Below are 20,869 nucleotides of genomic sequence, written 5' to 3'. Positions count from 1 at the left end.
GTTCCCGGTAGAATAGAAGAAAGCGGAGTAGATAGCTTCTACTAATTTTCAGCAAAAAGGAGACCCTTAAATGAAAATCGAAACAGGAAGACTCGAAATTCTCCCGTGCAGGAGAGAACATCTTCAAATGCTGGAAGAACAATATTACGAAAACGGTCCTGAAATCATAGTGTATTTGAAAGCATTGGAAGAAGATCCTGAGCTTTTGGCGTGGGGGCATTGGCTCATTATCGATAAAATGACGGGGCAGGTGATCGGCGATGCCGGCTTTAAAGGAAAGCCGAATGCCGATCAGGAAATTGAAATTGGCTACGGCCTGCTTGAACGGTATTGGAATAAAGGCTACGCGACCGAAACGGTAAAAGGGCTGATCGCGTGGGCTTTTGAAACTGGAAAAGTAGAAAAGGTGCGCGCTGAAACAGAAAAGGACAATATCGGTTCAATCCGGGTACTGGAAAAAGCGGGCATGCACAAAACCATGAAGACGGATAAGATGATTTCCTGGGAAATAAAAAAGAGCAGCGCCGTATGAAGTTCTATATTGCGTCGAGCTTTCGAAATATTGAGGCTGTTAGATTGGTAGCGGAGCGGCTGACAAGCAATGGATTCGTCCTTACCTATGATTGGACCCATGGTGCAGCCACATCCATTGCGGAACTTGAAACGATCGGCAAAAGTGAAAAACAAGCAGTGATGGAAGCGGATGTGGTGATTATCATGCTGCCAGCCGGAAAAGGAAGCCATGTGGAGATGGGCATCGCTTTAGGGACGGGCAAGCAAATTTTTCTGTATTCACCAGACGATACGGTGAATGACTTGGCGCTCACCAGCACATTCTATCATTTGCCGGAAGTTTTTAAAGTCATTGGAACGATTGAGGAATTGATAGCAGAGGTTTTTTCAAAAGCAGCTTTCTACTAAAAATGCTGAGTTGGAGGGTGGATATGGAAAAGTGGAAAACTTTAAAGTCGGAATACCTTTATCAAACACCATTCGGTAACTTACGGAAAGACAGTTGCCGATTGCCAAACGGATTGATTATTGATGATTATTACGTCAACGAATTTGCGGACTGGGTAAATGCTATCGTCGTGACGAAGGAACAACAGATTTTATTGGTTGAACAGTACAGATATGCAGGACAAGGTGTTTATCTGGAAATTCCAGCAGGGAAAATCGAAAAAGCTGAAAGCGATGAAGAAGGCATTCTCCGTGAGATTCGGGAAGAAACGGGCTATGCTTCCTTGGAAAAACCGGTTCTCTTAGGCGAATTCATGATCAATCCGGCAACGCAAACCAATAAAATCAAAACCTTCCTTGTGAAAGAAGCGTACCAAGCGGGGGACCAGGAGTTGGATGCAACCGAAGACATTAATGTAAAACTCTATGATTTTAAGGAATTCGGGCATATGATTCAAACTCAATCCATTCAGACGCAGCTTTTTACAGTCAGTGCCTACTATATGGCAAAAGCTATTTTAGAAGAGGAATGCTAAGTGTATGAAAAGAAACCGTTCAATGATGCCATCGACCATCTAGCAAGCTGAAAAGCATGCAGCGGTTATAGTAGGGCAGTTCTTACAAGGAAGGGTTGAAGAAATGAGTAAATATTATTTTTATCATCTATGGATTTCGGTCTTATTTTTAACGGTATTTATTTATGATATCTATCAAAAAGGCTCTTTCTTAACTGTAATGGCAGCCATATTATGCTCTATTTTAATTCTTATCAATAGCAAAAAGAACCGGAAACCGAAAATGAAAACGACGACCTGAAGGGAGGAGAAGAAATGCATTATCTGTTTCTTGGGCTTGCGATTGTCGGGGAGTTGATTGGGTCGTCCTTGTTGAAGGCGTCGGAAGGCTTTACCAAAATTTTTCCGACCATCGGCTTGCTGTTTGCTTTCGCCGCTTCATTTTTCTTTTTATCGTTGGCATTGAAAGTCATTCCCTTGAATGCGGCTTACGCCATCTGGTCGGGTCTCGGCATGGTCGCCACCACGATTATCTCCGTATTGATCTGGAAAGAAAAGATTAACGGGGCGAGTATAGCCGGCATTCTGCTAATTCTCGCGGGAGTGGTGATTTTAAATTTGTTTGGACCTGGCCATGGTGAATCTCGGCAAAGCGATACGTCAGTTATTGAAGAAGCAGAATCGAAATAAAAGAGAAGCATCAATGAAAGGAGAATGACATGAATAAAAAAACAAAACTACTCATCATCTTCGCTTTTGGAATACTTGCGGGTTTTCTCATTTCAGCGATTTTCAGGTAAGGTCTTGCTCGGAACGAATGGCAGCAAGACCGCATTCAGCCATGTCAGGACAGGGATTGCCAGCAATGGCATAAAGGCTTTTTCGAGGCCGACGCCGAAAGACTGCATTTCATGGTCCAAGCTATAAACGAGTGAAACAGTTACGCCAATAATGACAGTATTGATGAGAAGCGCTGAAACGATGATTCTTATTTTTCGCTGCTGCTTGCGGATCATCAGCCCGGACACGAACATTGAACTCATAAAAGAAAAGACGATTAATAAAAGATTCAACGGAGTGCTCCTTTCGTGAAAAGGGAATTACTCATTAGACTTTATTGCATAAAAGAAGTTCCGTCCAACTCCGGATCATTTTTTCGTATTTATTTACAATTGATGGAAACTTTTGGCGGCCCTAATCGTACATATAAGAATAGATAATTTAAGTTCAGTTATTCGGCGAAAGGAGCGGATGGTGTTTATGGGCAGGGGCAGGAAGAACGGATTCAAACCCGAGGAATTTGGAGAACGTTTTTTAGCGGAAGATTTTACTGCGATTTACCGCCAGTGCATCAAGGAGTTTAGGGAGACGAGTGCCCTTCGGGATTTTATCGAATTGGCGAAGTCATTCAATAGAGGCGTGAAAGGCTATCATTTGGCTTATGAGACCACCATGCCCGGATTTAAACAGTATATCTGGCTGGATGACCGAAAACAAAAAGCGATCAACGTTTCTTATGACGGCAACGAGATTCAAGGAATGTACATAAAGCCTTACGTAACGTATCCGAAAAGCGATAACCAAGTTACCAAGACAGAATTCATCATGCCGATTGCGGATGACTGGTTTGTGTTTTGGGGCGGGAAAAACGAGTTCATCAATTACCATTACGCGTACGAGCAGCAGCGCTACGCTTATGATTTGGTCGTCATGAAAGCTGGGCAGACCTACAGAAACCAAGGATTGCGCAATGAAGACTATTACGCTTTCGGCAAAAAAGTAGTAGCTCCTGCGGGTGGAAAAGTCATCGAAGTGGTTGATGGAATTTGGGACAATCCGCTTGGTGAGATGAATGAGTCAGATCCTGCAGGCAATTTTATCGTTCTGGAGCATGGACAGGGTGAATACAGTTTGCTGGCGCATTTTAAGAAAGGATCGATTCGAGTGAAGAGTGGGGATTCCGTAGAACAGGGCCAACTGCTTGGGCTATGCGGCAATTCCGGGAATTCGTCGGAAGCGCATATCCACTTTCAAGTGATGGATTCACCAGAAATGGAGCAGAGCAGCTCACTGAATATCCGCTTCAAAGGTGGTATTGAACCGATTCAAGGAGATACGGTCCATCCTGCCGCATTCGAAAAGAACAAACAGGAATTCGATGCTTTCGATAAGGCGGAAGCCGCTTTTTCCTTAGCTGATTTTTTCTTATTCATTCCGCGCCTTATCGGACAGTTTTTCAAGTAACTGAAATGGCTTGGCAGTAAGGAGGAGAGCTAAGGGATGATTTACCGGTACTTCATTATATTTTTCCTGTATTTCGCCTTGACGTTCTTATTGGATATCGATTTTTCGAATGGGTATTGGCGCGTCTTGTTTGCTTTATTCGGAGTTGGCGTCATTTGGCTCGTGCAGTCACCCAGGAAGAAAGAATCGAGTTAACTGTAACCGGCTTGTTGTTGATGCGTCTAATAAGAAAAGCGGAATGTGAGGGGGAAGTATGAAAAAGATCATTTTACTGATTTTACTGGCCTTATTTCTTGCGGCATGCGGCGCTAACGAATCTCCAGCCGCTTCTCCAGAAGAGATGCAAGAGGATGCTGTAAATGCCAAGCCGCAAATTCAGGAAGAAGGACCGGAAGCGATTTTGGATTGGGTTGATTTCATCCAATGGGATGGAAACTATTACATAGCGTTAGACTCTGCTGTTCTGGCTGATCCGGAAAAGATTGGCGAAAAAGCAGGCGAAGTAGCATTCAGGGTAAGCGACAATATCAATTCCACCCAGTACAAAGTGAAAAACGGGGATGCGGCCTTCTGGGAGCCTGGCACTGAACTCTATTACGTGGAAGGGCTGCCGGATTTTTTAGCAGCGAAAGACTCTGCAGAAATCAACGGGTATAGCCTGTACATGAATGAGGCAAAAAGCGAGGGCTACCCGCAGCATTTCAAAGACCTTAAACTGGAGGAAATAGCAAAAATCGAGATTTACGATCTATTTCTCTATGATAATTTCAGTTCACCGGAGCTGCTCAACATGCTGGAAGATGAGCAAGATGTACAAGAGTTTTTGAAGATACTTAAAGGTGAACACGCCCCGCAAGATCCGGAGCTGATCAGAAATCCGCCAGATCCTGAAATTTATGCAGCTGTTTTACATAATGGCGAGGATATTGCAAGAAAGTTCCATATTTATAAAGAAGGCAAGCAATGGCTGTGGTATCCGTGGGACCGTGAATTCCTGCCAATTGAAATGAGTTCTTTTATAAGGAAGTAATGGCGATTAAATAAAAATGGACATCAAAATGAGCTTGGATCAATTGATCCAAGCTCATTTTTGCGTCCCGGCTAAAACATGCCTTGATTGTCGCTTCGTCCCGCGTGCCGGCGGGCATCTGCTTCAGCTGCATCCTGGTTTTGCGTCTTCGCCGGTTTGCTTAGCTTATATTTTCCTTTCGTCACCACATCGACTAGAAAAGCAATTAAGAATATCGCTACAAGAGATCCCCAAAAAACCCACATCATCCAATGCATATCCAACTCCTCCTTCATTGATTTAACGTCCAACAATTTCGGTTTATAGTTAGTATACGGTTAAATCTGTAAAAAGTTTCAATAATTAATATTTTCAGAAAATAATTTGCGTATAAGACGAAACTGGAAAGACAGCCGGAGATGCATCTCTGGCTGTCTTTTTGTTAACGGTTTGGCAATTCGCGGCCTTCCGCAAATGCTTTGAGATTGGCAAGGCTCAGCTCAAATCCGTCCATATTAATATGCACGCGTGTACCGGACTCTTCCGGTACGAGGTCAAAGACGAACTTCAGGCCATCCATATCGGAAGAATAGGAAAAACGGCGATTCAAAATGACTTCTTCAATCGTAAAAATCATTTCGACATGTTCGCCTTCCTCCAATTGGTTGTGTTCATTCGGCATTAAGGTGAAAACGGCTTTTTCTCCGGCTTCCAGACGTGGAATTGTCCATAAGGAACCCGGTGCGTACCAAGTGGAAAAACTCCCTTCAATCGTCAGGGCTTTCCAGACGGTATCCAAATCGGCATCGATAAAGACAGAACGTTGATCAACACTCATCGGAAGGACCTCCCATTTCTTTACATCGTATCGAATCCGTCCAATTATTTCAACTTTCAGCCAAAAGCATTGTCAGTGTGCGGGGAAAGTGAAAGAATAGAGGAAATAGAAATTCAGGGGGAATGAAAGATGAAAGTGGAAGAAAAAGTGATTGGGACAGTGGAAGGCGAAGCGGTGAAGGCATTTACCGTCAGCAATTCAAATGGCGTGGAAGCGACATTCCTTGAATGGGGCTGTGCTATTCAGGAAATCCGTGTGCCGGACCGTGAAGGTAAAGTGGAAAATGTGGTTCTAGGCTACGAAACCTTGGATGAATACGTGAACGACCAAGCGTTTTTAGGGGTGATAGTTGGCCGGGTTGCCGGACGCATTCAGCAAGCTGTGCTTACTATAGACGGGGAATCTTTAGAATTGCCGGCAAACGACGGAAATAATACGCTGCACGGAGGGTCGGAAGGATTTCACCGGAAAGTGTGGAATGGCCAGGCAGAAGTGGACGACAAAGAAGTTCGCGTCCGTTTCACTTATATCAGCGAAGACGGGGAAGAAGGCTTTCCTGGACGCCTTGAAACCGAAGTTGTTTACACCTTGAATGAACAAAACGAACTCGCAATCAGCTATCGGGCAGTGACTGATAAAAAGACTGCTGTCAATTTGACGAACCATTCGTATTTCAATTTAAGCGGTGATTTGAAACGCAATGCTTTAGAACATGTGCTGACAATGGAAAGCGAACAATTTGTTGAACTGGATTCTTCCCTTATCCCCACAGGCAATGCGCTTAATGTAGAGGATTCAGTATTTGATTTTCGGAATGGCCGGATAATTGAAGAAGGAGTTGAATCGAAACATCCACAAATTGAAATGGTCGGCGGCGGATACGACCATCCCTTTCTTTTGAACGGAGAAGGAATGTCAAAATTGAAACTCGAAGATCCGGAGAGCGGACGGGTTATGGAAGTGGAAACGGACCGGCCGGCCGTGATTTTCTTTTCCGGCAATAATCTAGACGGCGATATCCAGTTGAAAGAACGCAAGTCCGAACGGCATCTTGGCATTTGTTTGGAAACGCAGGTGGCGCCTGGAAATCTGGCGGCTATATTGCTTGATGCAGGAGAAGTATTTGAATCGAAAACGGTTTTCCGCTTTAAAAACTAGGAAAAGGGAAAATTTTGAAACTATTTTCAGTTTGGATCGTAAGTAATAGTAAGAAGAATTAGAGAAAACAGGAGGGGAAAATCATGCCGACATGCCAAAACTGCGGACAGCAATGGAGTTGGAAGAAATCGTTTAAGAAATACATCAAATTCAATCATGGAATGGAATGTCCGCATTGCGGCGAAATCCAATACGTGACGTCCAAGAGCCGTGGCGAGGCAGGCATGTTTAATTTTCTTCCGCTTGCCATCCTGATTTTCAGCGATTTATTGTTTGATTTGAGCATTCCGGTCTATGTCTTGCTGGCTGTTGTTCTTTTTGGAATTGCGTTAATGCTCTACCCATTCAAGATGCAGCTGACAAGCAAAGACGAACCATTATGGTAAGAGAAATGATGAAGTGGTTGAGATAGGAGTGAAAACGAATGGAGCTGCAATCTATTTTCAGCTTAGTCGGATTACTGGCAATTATGTGGTGGATGCTTTCAGTTAAGAGAAGTTTGAGTGAGCAGGTACGGCAAAATCAGGAATTGATTGCGTTAATAAAAGACCAGAAAAATCATTCATCCAGAAAGAACAGACTTGAAAGCAGGGAGGAGTCCAGATGAAGCCAAAAGTTTTTATTGCGAGACCGGTGTCGCCTGAAGTGGAAACTTACATAGCGAAGCATTGCGACTATAAAATCTGGAAGAATCCAGAGAAGATTCCGAACCATATTCTGCTCGAGGAAGCAAAGAAAGTAGACGGATTGCTTGTGCAGAATGCAGCTGTGACGCGCGACTTTCTCTCGCAGCTGCCGAATTTAAAAATCATTAGCAATACTGCAGTCGGCTACGATTCGTTTGACCTGGAAGCCATGAGGGAGTTTGGCGTCATCGGCACCCATACGCCGTTTGTTCTGGATGAAACGGTTGCTGATCTTGTATTTGCATTGATTTTATCAGCGGCGAGAAGAGTTCCGGAGCTGAACAACTACGTAAAACAAGGGCTTTGGAGCAAAGACACAAAAGCGGAAGAGCTTTTCGGCACGGATGTACATCATGCAAATCTAGGAATTGTCGGAATGGGGCGCATTGGTGAAAAGATTGCACGAAGAGCAGTCTTCGGTTTTGAGATGAACGTCCGTTACTACGCAACAACGCCTAAGCCTGACCTTGATGAAAAATATGGCATGCAGTACAGCGGGCTGGACGAGCTCTTGGAGAAATCCGATTTTGTCGTCTTGATCGTTCCGCTCACCGATTCGACCCGCCATATGATGGGCATGGAACAATTCAAACGCATGAAATCTTCCGCCTACCTGATCAACGCCGCAAGAGGGGCAGTAGTCGATGAACAGGCGTTGATCGAAGCGCTGACATCCGGTGAGATTGCGGGAGCTGCACTCGATGTTTTTGAAAAAGAACCGGTCGATCTGGATAACCCATTACTGAAAATGAAACAAGTCACCGCACTTCCACACATCGGCTCAGCGACAGCTAAAACCCGTGAAGCGATGGTCATGAAAGCGGCCGAGAATTTAGTAGCGGGTGTAACAGGGGAAGTTCCGGAGAATGTGATGAAAGAATTAAAAGATACTTACAAGTGAAGTAGCTAAATTAATTCCAAGGAAATTTTTTTGATGAAAATTTGAATAATAATTTATATAGTTTTATTTTCAATTTTAGTTTCAAATAATACTATTTACAAATCCGCGCCTTGAGGGACGCGGGTTTTTTTGTTTTTCTTTCTTATTTCTTTAACAAATAGTACCATTAATTTTTTTTGATGTTTTTTAAATATAATTTATTTTTTTATGTTTTATTAATTTTCTGAATACTATTGACGGAACTATCTACCTAAGCTAGTATTTCTAAATATAAGAAAGTTCACAGAAAATTCACTAGTTAGTTTAAATGTTTATCGTAACCAAATTAACTATTCATTAATTTCTTAAATGAAAGCGCTTTACTTTAATTCTGAAATTATTAACAAGACTAAGTTTCAAAAGAACCATATTTTTTTATTTTCAAAATGGTTACGTATTCAATTTCCGGTTATAAAAATTAATTTTAGGAGTGAGAAATATGTATAAGAAGCACAATCACCGGGTAGTAGGTCAAATTCCTGAGTTTTTTGGAGAAAGTTTTCACACGAAAAATAAATTAGCTGTGAAATCCAATAATGGCTTTGAAATTACCTGGCAGCAATTAAATCGACGAAGTAATCAAGTAGCACGCATCATGAGTGAAGATTATAGTCTGCAAAAAAATGATAAGGTTTTAACTTTTTTAGTTAATTGTGGAGAGTACCCCGAGATTATATATGGGTTAGCAAAAATGGGGATTGTGGTAGCACCGATCAGTTATCGTTTTGTCTCAAGAGAACTGAAATATGCAATCGATCATTCTGATGCAAAAGCCATTATCATTTCCGAAGAATTATTGGAAACTTTTTACGAGATACAAGAAGAGGTGAATATTTCTCATGATCGAATTCTGGTTATTGGTTCAGGCAAGAAAGCCAATTACGAAGAGCGAATCCGGACAAAAGATATCTCAACGATTAGTGCAGAGGTTTATGAAGATGATTACTTTTGGATGGGCTTTACCGGAGGAACCACAGGTTATCCGAAAGCGGCTTTAACTACGCACAAGACAATCATTCAAAATTGGGAAGTGATTACAAAAGAATTTAGAGTGCTTGATGACGATTATGAATTAATTGCGGGAGCTTTTTATCACGGGCTTGGCTTCTTATATGGGCTCCAACAGCTCAATGTCGGGGGAAGTATTTACATCTTGGATAAATTTCATCCGGAAACAGTCCTTTCTTTGATTGAAAATGAAAAGATTACGGCTACTCCGATGGTGCCAACTATGTACAACGATCTTATTACTTTTAAGAGCAAAGAGAAATTCGATGTTTCTTCCATGAAAGTTTTAATTTGTGCAGGTTCAGCATTACTAACCAAAGTAAAGGAAGGGGTCATCAATTACTTCGTCAATGCTGGCCTATACGAATATTACGGCTCAACTGAACATGGTCTTTATACAATTATGAAACCGCAAGATCAAATGAGAAAAACCCGTTCATGTGGCATACCGATTTTCGGCATGGAACTCAAGATTTTAGATGAAGATGGAAATCCTGTAGAAGAGGGAGGAGTAGGAGAAGTTTATAAAAAAGGTCTATTGCTGGGAGCAGAATACTATAAAAATACACAGGCTACAGAAGAGTGCTTCCGAGGCGACTGGGTTTCTTCCGGTGATATGGGCTACTTTGATGATGAAGGTTTCCTCTATATTGTAGACAGAAAAAAAGACATGGTAATTAGTGGCGGCATAAATATTTTCACTACGGAAATCGAAGAGATAATTCTGTCGCATCCTGAAGTAATAGAAGTCGCAGTAGTAGGATTGCCGGATGAAAAATGGGGAGAAGTTTTATCCGCTTATATCGTCAGCAGCAATGAGTCTTTGTCTCCTGAAGAAATCAAGTCATATTGTGAAGGGAAAGTATCTGGCTACAAGAAACCAAAGCATGTGACTTTTGTCGAAAGCCTACCGCGTACCGCTGCAGGGAAAATTTTAAAACGTGAACTTCGGGATTACCAGCTGAGCAGCTCCAAAAATTGATCGCTTTCTGATAGAAAAGAGAAGGGGGAAAAAGATGTTTCTTTCTAAACAATGGAATCCTCAGTTAACTGAGGATTTTAGGGGATTTTATCATGCTCAAATTAGTGAACAAGTAGAAAAGACGGAAGTCCTCGGATACATTCCAAAAGAGTTGATGAAATCTCTTGGAGATGAAGGATATTTTAATTCAATCGGAGATGATTTCAAGCAAGAAATTCATTTTTTTGCAGCTGTACTAAAAGAAATTGCGAAAGTCTCCGCTTCAGTCGCCTTGTCGTATCACATCAATCATCTATGTGCACTGGTAATCAGTATGCGAATGGAAGAGAGTGATATAAAGCAACAGCTTATAAAGCGAATTAAAAGTGGAAATGCCTTATGTGCTTTTGCTCTTACAGAGCCAAGAAACGGTTCGGACCTTTCTTCGATGGATACCGTAGTAGAAGAGGATGAAAATGGTTACTCAGTCACTGGAACCAAAAAATATATCGTAAATGGTGTGAATGCAGATTTCTTTATTGTTGCTGCTCGACAAGATCAAGATGTCTATACTTTGCTGCTGGAAAAGGAGCAAAATGAACATGGAATTATGGGAGAAAAGTTAGAGACTCTAGGTGTAAAAGGTTCTGGACTTGCAACGGTTTCTTTTAAAACGGCTAAAGCAAATCATCAAAACCTATTGGCTACTAGTTTAAAGGACGTTTTGTCCGCTATTAACTTTGACCGTGTTGGAGCTATTATCATGGCACTTGGGATGGCAGAATCGGCCTTTGAAAAGGCTTTAGCTTACATAAGAGAACGCCAGCAATTTGGCCAAAACATTGGTGACTTCCAAGGTATACAATTTATTATTGCCGAAATGGCTGCTGATTTAAAAATTATTAATCATTTGGCAGATACAGAACTTAAAGACTTTGCCGCCGACAGAGTTAACATCACGTCACTTGCGGTAGGAAAATTAGAAGCCACACGCCTGGCAGAGAAAATTGCTTCAAAAGCAGTCGATCTAATGGGCGGAAATGGATACTTGATGGAAAACGAAGTCGAACGCATTTTCCGGGACAGCAAGAGTGTGGCGATCGGGGGCGGGACTCGTGAAGTATTAAAAAACATGATTGGAAAACAAATGGTTTATAAATATCAGATTTAAGGAGGAAATGAAATGGAGATTAAAGATTCAGTAGCGGTAGTGACAGGTGGAGCTTCAGGCTTAGGGGAAGCTACAGTGAGAAGAATAGTATCAGAAGGTGGAAAAGCAGCCATCTTTGATTTGAATGAAGAAAAAGGGCGTTCTTTAGCGGAGGAATTTGATGGTGACGTTAGTTACTACAAAGTAAACGTTACGGATGAGGTATCTGTTAAACAAGCACTCAATGAAGTGGTGGAATCATTCGGAGATATTGGAATTCTAGTTAATTGTGCCGGCATCGGAAATCCACAAAGAACTCTTGGGAGAACCGGAGCTCATAGTTTGGCAGATTTTACAAAAGTCGTTCAAGTAAACTTGATTGGCACTTTTAATGTAATCCGTTTAACTGCAGAAAAGATGGCAGAAAATACGCCGAATGAGGAAGGCGAAAGAGGTGTAATGATCAATACAGCTTCCGTTGCTGCCTATGATGGACAAATAGGGCAAGCATCATACAGTGCTTCGAAAGGCGGCATCGTTGGTATGACATTGCCTATTGCTAGAGATCTATCTAAGATGGGAATCCGGGTAATGACCATTGCGCCTGGCCTATTCGAAACACCATTATTCAACGAACTTTCTGAAGAAGCGCGTGCATCTCTTGGAAAATCAGTTCCTTTCCCATCGCGACTCGGGCAGCCAAAAGAATATGCTTATTTGGCCAAGTCAATCATTGAAAATCCTATGCTAAATGGTGAAACCATTCGCTTAGATGGGGCAGTTCGCATGGCTCCAAAATAATAAAAATACTTGTTTTGGAAGGGGAGTGTGTTTCCTTTGCCCATTATTGATTTTTTTGGATATGTGCCGCATGAAGCAGCGGCTAGCTTCGTAATGGAATCTGTTATTCAACAGGAAGGCTATCCTGAAACATTTGGTTCGGGTCTGGCGAAAAACCTGCATCTGGATGCTGGCCTATTAGATAACTTATCAACAAGCAAAAATAAACTAGAAAGGTTCGATCAGCTAAAAAAACAATTGAAATACAGACTGTCAGCGGAAGAATCAGTGCGAAAGCAAAAAGAAATAGGGGTTCAGCATAGTGTGGTTTTTTGCACTGCGCCCGAAGAAGCTCGATTACTAAGTAAGTTTGATTCATTCATCATTCCATTTTTAGCTCTAGATCCGTTAAATAGTGAAGGAGTAGCAATAGCTCTAGATGCAATCGAGAATGATGAGGTAGCAGGACTTTGTCTAACACCTTTCGTTTCAGGAATTCCACCAGATGATGAACGCTATTCGGCAATATATGAGGTTTGCGAAACACGTGGGCTTCCTATATGGATTCATTGTTCTGCAAATCGGAAGCCTAATAGCTCTAACTACTTGGGGCATCCAAAAAATATTGAAAAAGTGGCAATGGAATATCCAAAATTAAAAATTGTAGCAGGCCATGGAGGTTGGCCATGGCTCCATGAAATGGTAATGCTCGCTTGGAATTATGAAAATATCTATATTGATATTTCTGCACATCGGCCTAAGTATATGGAGAAGTCAGGCAGTGGGTGGGAACCTCTTTTAAATTATGGTCAAACTGTGATTCGAAACAAAGTCTTATTCGGTTCCGCTTGGCAACTTATGGCTATCTCTCAAGAATCTATTATTCAGGAAATCTTAGCACTCGATTTGAGCGATGAAACAAAAGAACGTTGGTTATATAAGAATGCTGCCGAACTCTTGGCGATACCTATAAATTAGCCTGACTTTCTGGAGCAGAAGCAGAAAAAATATTTTAGTTTAATAAGACTGAATTTTAAGAAAAGGAGGGCGTGCTAATGAGTATTGTAGAAATGTCAGTCGCCGGTCCAATAGCAACCCTAACTATCGATAATCAACCTGTGAATGCATTAAACAGTGCGATTGTTAGCCAGTTACTTAGCCATTTGCAAGAGATTGAAAAAGATGATGAATTAAAAGTGGTGCTGATAACAGGAAAGGGAGAGAAAGCTTTTGTAGCAGGAGCAGATATCAAAGAGTTTCCTCAGTTTTTGAAAAATAAAAAAGTTGGAGAAGTAGCGGGATTTGCTGGGAAGACCCATGAAGTTTTAAACAAAATCGATCACTTTCCAAAACCAATAATTGCTGTTATTAATGGTCTAGCTCTTGGAGGGGGATGCGAGTTAGCTTTAGCTTGTGATTTTCGAATTGCAGCTGACACAAGCAAGCTAGGATTGCCAGAAATTAATTTGGGGCTGTTACCAGGAGGCGGAGGGACTCAGAGGCTGCCGCGTTTAATCGGCACAGCAAAAGCAAAGAGAATGATGTTCCTTGGAGAAACCATCTCGGCACAAGAAGCGGAAAAAATTGGGTTGATTGATGAAATTGCCCCTCCTGATAAATTAATGGAATGTGCCAATCAATTGGCCGGAAAATTAGTCGATAAACCTGCAATCGCTATTACATTAATTAAAGAGTTAGTTAATCGAGGAAGTGAAATCCCGCAGGAAGAAGCTTTAAGAAAAGAAGTGGATTACTTTGAGCGAGTCTTCTTTTCAGAAGATGCAAGAGAAGGAATAACTGCTTTCATTGAAAAGCGAAAACCGGAATTCAACAATCGATAAATTTTTTGAAGTGCTCTAACAAAAAAAAAATAGGGGTGAATTCAAATGAAAACTAAAAAAGCAACAGGGTTTTATCCATTGGCACGTCATCGATTGGTTTGGAGCATTGTGATTATAGTGGCCATACTCGTTACAATGAATCCATACTCTTACCAACTCGAATTCAAAGGAACAGCTTTAATTAACTGGATGCTGCTTGGAATAATGGCATTGAGCTTTGTAATTATCCTTTATGATTTGCTGAAAGTAGAAGTTAAAGATCCTGCTGCAGTTAACGAAACAAGTAAAACAAAAGAATTCAAACGTGAAGTTCCCTTTACACAGATTGAGAAAGAGGGGGAGATGAAATGAACATTCAAATTTTACCTACATCCATAACAGTTTTATATTTGCTGCTGTGTATCGGAATCGGTATTTATGCTAAGAGATTAGAGAAAAGTGGAACGAGTCATGAATACTTAACTGGAGGAGGCGGCGTCGGATTTTGGGTCAATGGATTTGCGATTTTCGCCGCTTTTGCAACTGGCGGAACGATGATGGGGAATATGGGAGTATCCTACGCTGGCGGCTGGGGATACATTATGGCCTATAATGGTGGGGTGGCTGTAGGTTACGTCATTACGGTATTCTACTTAGCAAAAATCTTCCGCAATATGAGCGTTTCGACCGTTCCAGAGTTTATAAAAGTTCGATTTAATAGCAAGCTTTTAAATATAGTTATACCGATTGTCCTAATTTTAACTCTTGGAGCCTATGTAGTGGCACAGATGAAAATTGGCGGCTTAATCGGCGAAAGGCTTCTTGGCATTCCTTATACATGGTCAGTTGTAATTATCGGCATCGTTTATATTTTCTATACGGCTTACGGTGGCATGAAAGCGGTTACTTTGACTGATTTTTTCCAAGGTTTATTAATGATTGGTGTTGTTATTGTGACAGGAATCATTGCGTTGATGTATGGAAGTGGACCGATTGATCTGTATTCCGCAGCTCAGGCTATCAAACCAAGTTGGACAACATCTGAAACCTATCCTTATATAGCCTATTTAGGGGCATTTATCGTATGGGCTACAGCAGTGACCGTTTTACCTCATACAGTTATGAGGATTTTCGCAGCGAAAGATGAAAAAACTGGCCGAGCATCTCTTACGCTTGGGTTAGGGCTATATATCGTAACATGCGTAGTGACGTTAATCCTCGTGGTAGGATCTACAATGGTAGTAACAGGAGGAATCGCTTTACCGGATGCAGATACTGCTTTCTTAGTTTTCTTAGAAGAATTGACCCCAAGCTGGATCGAAGGAATCGCATTTGCTGCAATTTTCGCAGCAGTTATGTCTTCCGTAAGTGCAATGCTTCTGGCTCTTGGAGCGGCATTTGCATACGATCTGATTGGAACAGTCAAACCTGATTATCCAGAAGAAAAGAAAAGAAAATTAGTGCCAATCAGTATTGTTGTTTTCGGTATCATCACAATGTTGTTTGCGTTTAATCCACCTGCTTTGTTGTCGCTTTTGTATTCCGCAGCGATGGGCCTGCTTGCTTCAACGCTTTTCTTCCCACTGTTGTTAGGAGTATGGTGGAAACGGATGAACAAAGAAGGCGCGCTAGCAGCTGCTCTTTCCGGAGCTATATCTTATCTGATTTTATTCTTCGCATTTGATTTGCCAGCGCTGTCAGAAATTGTTTACGCATTGCCAATTTCATTGGTATTTGCTGTGGGAGTAACATTATTAACTCCAGAGCCTACAGAAAAAGAATTGCGTCGAATGACGATTGCCCATCAACGGGAATTCTTGCCAGAGGATATTGAACCCGTAGAACCGGTATAGAAAAGAAAAAAGAAGCAAGGAAGTGAAAAGATGTACCGTACAAAAGTGGAGCCGCGTGTTTCAGAGACGGATGGAGTTGGGCATATTAACAACACCACAATTCCAGTCTGGCTAGAAGCTGGTCGAAATCCAATTTTCACTTTATTCACTCCGGACCATTCATTTGAAAATTGGCGAATGATTATATTGAACATGAATGTCGATTACGTGAGCCAAATCTATTTTGGAAAAGATGCAGAAGTACTGACATGGGTGAATCGTATTGGAAATTCCAGTCTTGAACTGTATGAAGAAATCCATCAGGATGGAATTTTATGTGTGAAAGCTAAAGCTGTTTACGTGAATTTTAATATTGAAAAGCAAAAAGCGGAAACTATTCCAGATTCGATTCGTTTAGAATTGAAAAAGCATTTGGTTGAAGACACGGAAGTTGCTGCAGTATCTAATGGACAATAATGAAAATCTCTGTGTCTTTTACAGGACCCAGAGATTTTTTGATTTATATTTATAAATAATATTGAAAGCTTCAGGCAGTGTTTCTTGCCACCACCCTTAAAGGAATGGTAGCTTAAAGGCAAGCCTTTAGTTACAGAAATGACTTGTCTGGAGTGATGGAAATGGATGTCGACTTACGAAAAATTGATACGCAGCAAGCCTATAAACTGATGTCAGGTTCGGTCGTTCCGCGGCCGATTGCCTGGGTCTCAAGTATGGATACGGAAGGGGAGCTGAACCTTGCGCCGTTCAGTTTTTTCACAGTGGCATCAAGAAATCCGCCAATGCTGTGCATCTCCATTGGACCGGGAGTCGGCGAACGGCTTGGCACGGTCAAAGATACGCTTGAGAATATCCGGCAGCACAAGCAATATGTCATCAATATCGTCAATACGGATCTTGCCAATGAAATGCATGAAAGCGCCAAAAACTTTCCGATGGATGTGGATGAATTTGCGGCGGCTGGCGTGACGCCGGTTGCGAGCACGTCGGTTTCCGTTCCGCGTGTCGGGGAAGCGCCGATTTCGTTCGAGCTGGAACTCGACCGCATCATCGAACTCGGCAGCGACCATCTCATCCTCGGAAAAGTTGTCCACTATCACATCAAGGACGAATACTACCTCGGCAATTACAAAGTCGATCTCGACAAATTGAAGCCGCTTGGCCGTATCGCGCATCAATACAGCGAAATGCATGGATTTTTCAGTTTGCCAAGGGAAAAATAAAAGATTTTCGCTTACAGAAGGCCCTCTTTTCGAGGGTCTTTTTTATATAAAGTTGACCTATATAGTTAGACTGTATATAATGGAACTATATAGTTGAACTGTATAGGAGATGGGAAAATGAAAAGGCATAAACTGCTTCCGTTAACGGAAACGATGCACTATATTTTATTGGCCGTCAGAGAACCCCTTCACGGGTATGCCATTATGCAAGAAGTGGAAGAGATGAGCAACGGGGAAGTCCGAATCGCGGCAGGCACGTTATATGGAGCGATTGAAAACCTGCTGAAATACCAATTGATCGAACTTTTACCCGCAGAAGATTCCAGACGGAAAGTCTACCGGATTACGGATGAAGGCGTAGGAATTTTGACGATTGAACAAGGACGGCTGCAGCATATTCTTTCTCTTTATGAAGGGAGACTGACTCATGAAAAAATTTAAATTATTCATGGATATCCAAAAAGAAGAAGACTGGTTGAACAGCATGGCGAAAAAAGGCTGGTTGTGCAAACACGTTAGCGCCTGGGGAATCTACGATTTCGAAAAAACGGCTTCTGTGGAGCAAGTCATCCGCATTGACTACCCGACTTTTCGGACAAGAGATGCAAAAAAGCGCTATATCGAATTGTATGAGGATTACGGCTGGCAGCACCTCGGCGGAAACTGGCTGCATTACTGGCTCAAACCGGCTGATGGAAGAGACGAACTGTTTTCAGACCAGGCGTCGCAAAAAGCTTATCTTCGCCGGCTGCTCGAGTATTACGGCTCGTTTGGATTTGTTTTCTTGATCATCGCTTTTTCGGTCATGGGCAACGGCTCTTATTCGAAAAGTTTAAAAGGCGCCTACCTCACACCGGGATTATGGGAGAAAGAAGGAAGCGACTTTCTGTTTGCCTTTCTTTTTGAAACCCCTTTTGCCTTAATGAGATTCGGCATGCCTTGGCTGCTCCTGGTCTGGGGAATCGCTTTTATGGTGGTGTATTCGAAATACCACAAAAAAGCGAAAGAATTGGATAAGACGACTTAAGTTCAATGTATGCGGATTCGAGGAGGAAAGCCTGGCTTTCCTCTTTTTTTATTGATGTGGAATCAATAAAATAAAAAAGGAGAATTCTGTAAAATGCTCTATAATGAAAGAAAAGGCAGGAAAAGGAGATTCCCATGATACAAAACGCAGTTTCGATTATATTGGATATCTTGCTTCTAGGGTTTTTGCTCCTTACATTTTACTGGGGCTACGAATTTTTAGTAGCGACACGCTTGCTGTTAGTGGCTTTCGCGGCCGTATACCTGATTGTCCAGCTGCGAAAAAATTACATATCGATAAGCAAGTCTGTTTTCATGATCCTAAGCGCGCTCTTCCTTTTGGTGTTGACCGGGACAATTGTATTCGACCATTATTTGAGCCCAAGTTTCGCAAGCGATAGAGATTTCTTAATTCCGGTGTTTGCACTTAATCTGCTGGGTTTGCTGTATCAAGATTTAAAAACGAAAACCCAAGAGGAAGAATGATCCGGTCTGCTGAAAATATTCTCGGCCGGGTAGTTATTTGAATTGTCTAACTGTGATAAAATAGAACCATTCACAGGGGAGAAAATGGAAGAAGAGAAAATAAATTGGTGGATTTTTCTAAGCGTATTAGCTGTAAAGGAAAGGGGTCAAGTATATGTTAGGGGATAAAGACGAAGAAGTGTTTGCGGAAAAGCCAAGAACGCCGCGCAGGCTCGGGGAACCGACAGGCGCATTCAAAGGGGCTGCGTGGGGAGCGCTACTGATCGGTGCGTCATCGTATTTGATCGGATTATATAACGCCTCTATGGAACTGAATGAAAAAGGTTATTACATTGCGTTATTGATTCTCGGGCTCTATTCGGCAGTTTCGCTGCAGAAAGCTGTTCGGGACCGCGATGAAGGCATCCGGGTTACAAACTTGTATTACGGCATCAGCTGGTTCGCGCTGATTGCTGCGATTGCCCTTATGGCCATCGGCTTGTTCAACGCGGGAAGCATCATTTTGAGCGAAAAAGGCTTTTACGGCATTTCGTTCGTCTTGAGCTTGTTTGCAGTGGTCACGGTTCAGAAGAACGTCCGGGATACCGAAGAAGCAAATCAGGATAAATAAACAAAACGCCTAACTGTTTCGATGGTTAGGCGTTTTTCATCAAAGCGGGGTGAACAAAATGGGTGAACGATTTGAAATGAGTTTCCGGAACATCGAATTTCGGGCATGGTGCTATATTATGCTGCCGTGCGCAATTGCAGCTCTATTAGTTGTCTGGTATACGGACTACCGCTACCAATATTTCGGTCCGGTAATTGTTTTGCTTGGTTGGGTGATCTATTACGGTTGGCGGTACGTACATAGGAAAAAACGCAAAGAAGAAAGGAGTCGCTCATAAGGGCCGACTCTTTTTTTGCGGATTCTTTTATTCCACCGAAATGAAGCGATTCAAAAAAAGATAAAAAAGTTGTAACACAATCCGGATTCGGGAGTTGTATAAACGAGGGGGTGAAAATGGGATGGACTTTGAGGAAATCTATCGCCGCTATTTTAAAGAAGTTTTTTTGTACATCCGATCATTCAGCCGCAATGAAAAAGTGGCGGAAGAAATGACACAAGAGACATTTTTTAAGGCCTTAAAGGCCATTGAACGGTTTGATGGATCCCAAGATATTCGGGCGTGGCTTTTTGCTATTGCTAAAAATACATACTTTTCGCATTACAAAAACCAGAAAAGGCAGGTCGACTTAGAAGGAATCGAAGAACCAAACACAGGAATTCACATAGTGAAGCACTTAATGGATAAGGACGACGCGTTTATCGTCCATCAATTTCTTCACACGATGGAAGAGCCGTACAAAGAAGTGTTTTCCTTGCGGACGTTCGGCGAACTGCCATTTGAGAAAATCGGAATTCTATTTGGAAAAAGTGCAGGATGGGCGCGCGTGACTTTTCACAGAGCCCGAAAACAAATTAGAAAATACATGGAGGAGATGGACCGTGAAAGAAGTTAAATGCACAATCATCCAAGATATACTGCCTCTCTATGTCGATGAGGTAATCAGCCCGGATACAAAAGAAATGGTGGAAGAGCATTTGCAGCATTGCCCAAGCTGCCAAAAGGACGTTGAGTCGATGAAGCGCGACCTGATCCTGCCAGCGGAAAACAATGCTGCACCGCTCCAAACCATCCGCAGAAAATGGCGCAATAAAAAATGGATGATTTCCCTGGCTTCCGTGTTAACTACCGCCATTCTCTTAGCAGGGGTATTTTCATACGCGTTGTATTATGAAAGCGTCATTCCGTATTCGGGGGATCTCGTTCAGATCGAAGGCGAAAGCGGCGAATTGGTTGCCCGTTACTACGGGAAGAGCTATGCGACAGTTTATGAAACCCACCCAATGCTACTTGAAGTGGACGGAGAAAGCAAAAATGTCAGCTTTATCTACTATACGAAAACCATGGTGGACGGACCAAGCCGCAACTTGATCAACACCGAGAAAACGTCTAACGAAAATGGATACACTTTTAACATTGTCGAAAGCGAAAAAGTTGATGCAATTTATTACGCTGATTACGACATAGAAGATATAACAGAAGGCGAAGATTCATGGGAGTCCGTGCTAAAGCGCGCTGACTTGATTTGGGAAAAGTAAGATCAGGCTGTACCGGGAGACAGATTTAACAGAACTGAAAAATAGGAAGAGAAAAAGCCCAAACACTGC

General features: G+C 42.1%; 30 protein-coding genes. 27 read left to right on the top strand and 3 right to left on the bottom strand.

Features of this window, described 5'->3' with window-relative positions:
• Positions 1 to 70 precede the first annotated feature (70 nt).
• From NFU07_RS08065 to NFU07_RS08050, 4 genes are all read left to right on the top strand, one after another.
• A complete protein-coding gene (locus tag NFU07_RS08065) occupies positions 71 to 532 on the top strand; it encodes a GNAT family N-acetyltransferase (protein WP_251476544.1) in 462 nt (153 codons plus the stop codon).
• Entirely contained in the window at positions 529 to 921 is a 393-nt protein-coding gene (locus tag NFU07_RS08060; protein ID WP_251476542.1) for a nucleoside 2-deoxyribosyltransferase, read from the top strand. The genes NFU07_RS08065 and NFU07_RS08060 overlap by 4 nt, the downstream gene beginning before the upstream one ends.
• Positions 922 to 944: 23 nt before the next feature.
• On the top strand, positions 945 to 1,496 hold the full coding sequence (locus tag NFU07_RS08055) for an NUDIX hydrolase (protein WP_251476540.1): 552 nt from the start codon (positions 945 to 947) through the stop codon (positions 1,494 to 1,496).
• Positions 1,497 to 1,790: 294 nt separating this feature from the next.
• A complete protein-coding gene (locus tag NFU07_RS08050) occupies positions 1,791 to 2,165 on the top strand; it encodes a DMT family transporter (protein ID WP_052649928.1) in 375 nt (124 codons plus the stop codon).
• A 92-nt stretch (positions 2,166 to 2,257) separates the two neighbouring features.
• Here the strand turns inward: NFU07_RS08050 and NFU07_RS08045 are convergent, their stop codons facing one another.
• Positions 2,258 to 2,548, bottom strand: a complete 291-nt coding sequence (locus tag NFU07_RS08045) for a hypothetical protein (protein ID WP_251476538.1) — start codon at positions 2,546 to 2,548, stop codon at positions 2,258 to 2,260.
• A gap of 187 nt (positions 2,549 to 2,735) precedes the next feature.
• On the opposite strand from NFU07_RS08045, the gene NFU07_RS08040 reads away from it, so the two are divergent.
• The 3 genes from NFU07_RS08040 to NFU07_RS08030 are packed head-to-tail and all read left to right on the top strand — an operon-like array spanning position 2,736 to position 4,749.
• Entirely contained in the window at positions 2,736 to 3,719 is a 984-nt protein-coding gene (locus tag NFU07_RS08040) for a M23 family metallopeptidase (protein ID WP_251476536.1), read from the top strand.
• Between the two features lie 36 nt (positions 3,720 to 3,755).
• The gene (locus NFU07_RS08035; protein WP_251476534.1) at positions 3,756 to 3,914 is read left to right on the top strand and encodes a hypothetical protein; all 159 of its coding nucleotides are present in this window, start codon (positions 3,756 to 3,758) and stop codon (positions 3,912 to 3,914) included.
• Positions 3,915 to 3,972: 58 nt separating this feature from the next.
• Positions 3,973 to 4,749, top strand: a complete 777-nt coding sequence (locus tag NFU07_RS08030) for a hypothetical protein (protein WP_251476532.1) — start codon at positions 3,973 to 3,975, stop codon at positions 4,747 to 4,749.
• Positions 4,750 to 4,820: 71 nt separating this feature from the next.
• On the opposite strand, the gene NFU07_RS08025 is transcribed toward NFU07_RS08030, so the two are convergent.
• Both NFU07_RS08025 and NFU07_RS08020 read right to left on the bottom strand, forming a co-directional pair.
• Positions 4,821 to 5,006 carry a hypothetical protein gene (locus NFU07_RS08025; protein ID WP_251476530.1) on the bottom strand — a complete coding sequence of 62 codons (186 nt, stop codon included), beginning with the start codon at positions 5,004 to 5,006 and terminating at the stop codon, positions 4,821 to 4,823.
• Positions 5,007 to 5,170: 164 nt separating this feature from the next.
• Positions 5,171 to 5,566, bottom strand: a complete 396-nt coding sequence (locus NFU07_RS08020) for an SRPBCC family protein (protein ID WP_251476528.1) — start codon at positions 5,564 to 5,566, stop codon at positions 5,171 to 5,173.
• 129 nt (positions 5,567 to 5,695) lie between these two features.
• On the opposite strand from NFU07_RS08020, the gene NFU07_RS08015 reads away from it, so the two are divergent.
• The 20 genes from NFU07_RS08015 (at position 5,696) to NFU07_RS07920 (ending at position 20,800) form a co-directional block, all read left to right on the top strand.
• Entirely contained in the window at positions 5,696 to 6,724 is a 1,029-nt protein-coding gene (locus tag NFU07_RS08015; protein ID WP_251476526.1) for an aldose epimerase family protein, read from the top strand.
• Between the two features lie 83 nt (positions 6,725 to 6,807).
• Positions 6,808 to 7,110, top strand: coding sequence for a TIGR04104 family putative zinc finger protein (locus NFU07_RS08010; RefSeq protein WP_251476524.1), 303 nt, complete (start codon positions 6,808 to 6,810; stop codon positions 7,108 to 7,110).
• A gap of 38 nt (positions 7,111 to 7,148) precedes the next feature.
• Positions 7,149 to 7,331: a hypothetical protein gene (locus tag NFU07_RS08005; protein WP_251476522.1), complete on the top strand. Its 183-nt coding sequence runs from the start codon at positions 7,149 to 7,151 to the stop codon at positions 7,329 to 7,331.
• Positions 7,328 to 8,311: a 2-hydroxyacid dehydrogenase gene (locus NFU07_RS08000; RefSeq protein WP_251476520.1), complete on the top strand. Its 984-nt coding sequence runs from the start codon at positions 7,328 to 7,330 to the stop codon at positions 8,309 to 8,311. Before NFU07_RS08005 ends, NFU07_RS08000 begins: the two co-directional genes overlap by 4 nt.
• A gap of 478 nt (positions 8,312 to 8,789) precedes the next feature.
• Positions 8,790 to 10,340, top strand: coding sequence for a class I adenylate-forming enzyme family protein (locus NFU07_RS07995; RefSeq protein ID WP_251476518.1), 1,551 nt, complete (start codon positions 8,790 to 8,792; stop codon positions 10,338 to 10,340).
• 34 nt (positions 10,341 to 10,374) lie between these two features.
• Positions 10,375 to 11,490: an acyl-CoA dehydrogenase family protein gene (locus tag NFU07_RS07990; protein ID WP_251476516.1), complete on the top strand. Its 1,116-nt coding sequence runs from the start codon at positions 10,375 to 10,377 to the stop codon at positions 11,488 to 11,490.
• Positions 11,491 to 11,502: 12 nt separating this feature from the next.
• On the top strand, positions 11,503 to 12,270 hold the full coding sequence (locus tag NFU07_RS07985; protein WP_235197514.1) for a 3-hydroxyacyl-CoA dehydrogenase: 768 nt from the start codon (positions 11,503 to 11,505) through the stop codon (positions 12,268 to 12,270).
• Between the two features lie 36 nt (positions 12,271 to 12,306).
• Entirely contained in the window at positions 12,307 to 13,227 is a 921-nt protein-coding gene (locus NFU07_RS07980) for an amidohydrolase family protein (protein WP_251476514.1), read from the top strand.
• A gap of 77 nt (positions 13,228 to 13,304) precedes the next feature.
• A complete protein-coding gene (locus NFU07_RS07975; protein WP_251476512.1) occupies positions 13,305 to 14,090 on the top strand; it encodes an enoyl-CoA hydratase/isomerase family protein in 786 nt (261 codons plus the stop codon).
• Positions 14,091 to 14,135: 45 nt separating this feature from the next.
• Positions 14,136 to 14,441 carry a hypothetical protein gene (locus NFU07_RS07970; protein ID WP_235197511.1) on the top strand — a complete coding sequence of 102 codons (306 nt, stop codon included), beginning with the start codon at positions 14,136 to 14,138 and terminating at the stop codon, positions 14,439 to 14,441.
• The gene (locus NFU07_RS07965) at positions 14,438 to 15,922 is read left to right on the top strand and encodes a sodium:solute symporter family protein (protein WP_251476510.1); all 1,485 of its coding nucleotides are present in this window, start codon (positions 14,438 to 14,440) and stop codon (positions 15,920 to 15,922) included. Before NFU07_RS07970 ends, NFU07_RS07965 begins: the two co-directional genes overlap by 4 nt.
• Before the next feature lie 30 nt (positions 15,923 to 15,952).
• Positions 15,953 to 16,378 (top strand): acyl-CoA thioesterase, encoded by a 426-nt coding sequence (locus NFU07_RS07960; RefSeq protein ID WP_235197509.1) that lies wholly within the window; start codon positions 15,953 to 15,955, stop codon positions 16,376 to 16,378.
• A gap of 161 nt (positions 16,379 to 16,539) precedes the next feature.
• Positions 16,540 to 17,142: a flavin reductase family protein gene (locus NFU07_RS07955; RefSeq protein WP_251476508.1), complete on the top strand. Its 603-nt coding sequence runs from the start codon at positions 16,540 to 16,542 to the stop codon at positions 17,140 to 17,142.
• Positions 17,143 to 17,259: 117 nt separating this feature from the next.
• Entirely contained in the window at positions 17,260 to 17,583 is a 324-nt protein-coding gene (locus NFU07_RS07950; RefSeq protein WP_251476506.1) for a PadR family transcriptional regulator, read from the top strand.
• Positions 17,570 to 18,169: a DUF2812 domain-containing protein gene (locus tag NFU07_RS07945; protein WP_235197506.1), complete on the top strand. Its 600-nt coding sequence runs from the start codon at positions 17,570 to 17,572 to the stop codon at positions 18,167 to 18,169. Before NFU07_RS07950 ends, NFU07_RS07945 begins: the two co-directional genes overlap by 14 nt.
• Before the next feature lie 134 nt (positions 18,170 to 18,303).
• Positions 18,304 to 18,654: a hypothetical protein gene (locus NFU07_RS07940; RefSeq protein ID WP_251476504.1), complete on the top strand. Its 351-nt coding sequence runs from the start codon at positions 18,304 to 18,306 to the stop codon at positions 18,652 to 18,654.
• A 154-nt stretch (positions 18,655 to 18,808) separates the two neighbouring features.
• Positions 18,809 to 19,264 carry an inner membrane protein YiaA gene (yiaA, locus tag NFU07_RS07935; protein WP_246807833.1) on the top strand — a complete coding sequence of 152 codons (456 nt, stop codon included), beginning with the start codon at positions 18,809 to 18,811 and terminating at the stop codon, positions 19,262 to 19,264.
• Between the two features lie 58 nt (positions 19,265 to 19,322).
• On the top strand, positions 19,323 to 19,541 hold the full coding sequence (locus NFU07_RS07930; protein WP_251476502.1) for a hypothetical protein: 219 nt from the start codon (positions 19,323 to 19,325) through the stop codon (positions 19,539 to 19,541).
• 121 nt (positions 19,542 to 19,662) lie between these two features.
• Positions 19,663 to 20,157, top strand: a complete 495-nt coding sequence (locus NFU07_RS07925) for an RNA polymerase sigma factor (RefSeq protein WP_251476501.1) — start codon at positions 19,663 to 19,665, stop codon at positions 20,155 to 20,157.
• Complete coding sequence (locus NFU07_RS07920) at positions 20,144 to 20,800, top strand: zf-HC2 domain-containing protein (RefSeq protein ID WP_251476500.1); 657 nt, start codon at positions 20,144 to 20,146, stop codon at positions 20,798 to 20,800. The genes NFU07_RS07925 and NFU07_RS07920 overlap by 14 nt, the downstream gene beginning before the upstream one ends.
• Positions 20,801 to 20,869: the final 69 nt, after the last annotated feature.

This window comes from Planococcus sp. NCCP-2050, from assembly GCF_023708025.1.
In the GTDB taxonomy this organism is placed as follows: Bacteria; Bacillota; Bacilli; order Bacillales_A; family Planococcaceae; genus Planococcus.
The sequence above is the reverse complement of the archived record's forward strand: the minus strand, read 5'-3'. Positions and strand labels throughout refer to the sequence as shown.